This window comes from Neorhizobium huautlense, from assembly GCF_002968575.1.
Lineage (GTDB): Bacteria > Pseudomonadota > Alphaproteobacteria > Rhizobiales > Rhizobiaceae > Neorhizobium > Neorhizobium huautlense.
On sequence record NZ_PVBM01000079.1, the window covers coordinates 1 to 1,928 of the forward strand.

Genomic DNA, 1,928 nt, shown 5'->3' on the forward strand with positions numbered 1-1,928 from the left:
CATTGTAAATGATACGCTGGACCTGCTACTCGTTACTGACGCGGACGACCCTGCAATACCGGCAAAGCTTCTGTCTGCCTCTTTTGCGTTGTAGGACTGAAGGGCCTTCATCGGTTGGGCACCAGCCCTGCGGCTACGTTGGCAGCAGGACAAGACCTTCAGAAACCGACCTGTTGCTCGTTCTTCCACGCGACAAATGGAAACCTTTTGGCCGATATACGGATGCCAACGATAAAGAACCTCAACTTCATCGTCGACATGGGCAGAATGAACGGGGCATGGGCATTACGAGAAAGAACTCACTCTTCGCCGGCAGCGACGGCAGGGGACGGACCTGGGCAACCATCGCGACGCTGCTGCAGACAGCGAAGATGAACAATATCGATCCGCTTGCCTGGCTCACTCAGACCCTCGAGCGCATTGCCAACGGCTGGCCGAGCAGCGAAATCGACGCGCTCATGCCGTGGAACTACGCCCGCTGAATGGCCTCAGCTTGCCGCTTACATCATCCGAGCCACCCTTTGAGGTTCTCGGCCGTGAATACCGGATCGGGGCCGGACACACTGACGCGGCCGGTTTCGGATGGTGCCGGCGCCGGATAATCGCCGCCGATCGGCAGATCGATCACGCCCCGCGCGATCCTTCAGCGCCGAAAGAGCATCCTTGTAGTCGCGGACGACGTAGTCTGTAAGCGGTGTCCCGTCCCCATCTTGAACGTCTGCATTGGGGAGGCTGGTGTCGCGTTACATGCCGCCGTCCATCCAGTTATTGCGCTGGCGGTAAAAGCCTCTAGTGTTCGACCGTCACGCCGCAAAGGGATACCCTTCCATGCCTACAATTGACGTCTTGATCGCATTTGCGGTCACCACAGCGCTGTTCGCCTTCATACCAGGACCTGCGATGCTATACGCGGCAGCACGTACTATGGCAGGCGGTCGACGTGCTGGCTTGATGGCAGTTTTGGGCATCAACATCGGGGCCTATGTGCATGTCATTGCCGCCGCTGCAGGATTGTCCGCGTTGTTCAACGCAGTCCCAGTGGCTTACACGATAGTCAAGCTGGTCGGCGCACTCTATCTTGTCTGGCTGGGTATCTCGCTCTTCCGCAGCAGAGAAACTGGCCCCGAACCTTCGACTGTCGCCATGCCGAAGTCGGCAAGAAAGGCTTTTTTCGAGAGCGTGGCAGTCGAGGTGTTAAATCCGAAGACCGCCATTTTCTTTCTGGCGTTTCTCCCCCAGTTCGTTGACGCCAATGCGAGCCTGCCGCTGTGGGCACAGCTCGCAATCTTGGGGGCAATCGTGAACACCATATTCACGTTCGCTGACGTTGTTTGCGTGTTCCTCGCTGGGCTGATCATAGAGAAGGTTAAGCAGTCGAGCCGTACACAGAAGCTGGTCCAGCGACTGGGTGGTACCATCCTTGTTGGCCTTGGTTTGCATGTCGCGTTGCAAAGAACCTGACGACCGTTCGCAGCATCCCATAGCTCGAAAGATTCCTGCGAGCACTTATTTGTGCAACGGGAAATTCCAAGGCAAGAGCTCATCGATCCGGCTCTGCTTGTGGCCATTTATGATAGCGGTGAGCGTCGTGGTCAAATAGGCCAGCGGATCGACAGCATTGAGTTTGCAAGTCTCGATGTGTTCCGGCGTGCAAACTTGACCCCCTTGGCGGGGTAATTGGAGTGAACCCCTCGCGCTGGACCTCGGGACTTCATGAGCCTTCTCCGATCGAGGCCCGTAGAGTGTATCAGTTTGTCCGTGTCCCGTGGTCCAGCCCGAGGGGTTCACTCCATAACCGGCTCATGTATGGATGCCCCCGTTCATGCAAGTTTTTCTTTGAGCGGTTTGAACGTGTGATTGGATGCGGTCATGTATCAGGCCTTTGATGCAGTCTGGAATTTACTGCTGGCCGGTATGGAGCTAAGCGG

At 56.6% G+C, this 1,928-nt stretch carries 2 protein-coding genes and 2 pseudogenes; 2 read left to right on the top strand and 2 right to left on the bottom strand.

Annotated features, from left to right (window positions below):
* Window positions 1-272 precede the first annotated feature (272 nt).
* Window positions 273-482 (top strand): annotated as a pseudogene (locus C5L12_RS27610) (transposase domain-containing protein); the annotation flags it as partial.
* Between the two features lie 23 nt (window positions 483-505).
* On the opposite strand, the gene C5L12_RS29120 reads toward C5L12_RS27610, so the two are convergent.
* On the bottom strand, window positions 506-628 hold the full coding sequence (locus tag C5L12_RS29120; protein WP_280952556.1) for a hypothetical protein: 123 nt from the start codon (window positions 626-628) through the stop codon (window positions 506-508).
* A 200-nt stretch (window positions 629-828) separates the two neighbouring features.
* On the opposite strand from C5L12_RS29120, the gene C5L12_RS27615 reads away from it, so the two are divergent.
* The gene (locus tag C5L12_RS27615) at window positions 829-1,461 is read left to right on the top strand and encodes a LysE family translocator (RefSeq protein WP_105375162.1); all 633 of its coding nucleotides are present in this window, start codon (window positions 829-831) and stop codon (window positions 1,459-1,461) included.
* Between the two features lie 45 nt (window positions 1,462-1,506).
* Here C5L12_RS27615 and C5L12_RS27620 read toward each other — a convergent pair.
* Window positions 1,507-1,638 (bottom strand): annotated as a pseudogene (locus tag C5L12_RS27620) (transposase domain-containing protein); the annotation flags it as partial.
* Between the last annotated feature and the right edge of the window lie 290 nt (window positions 1,639-1,928).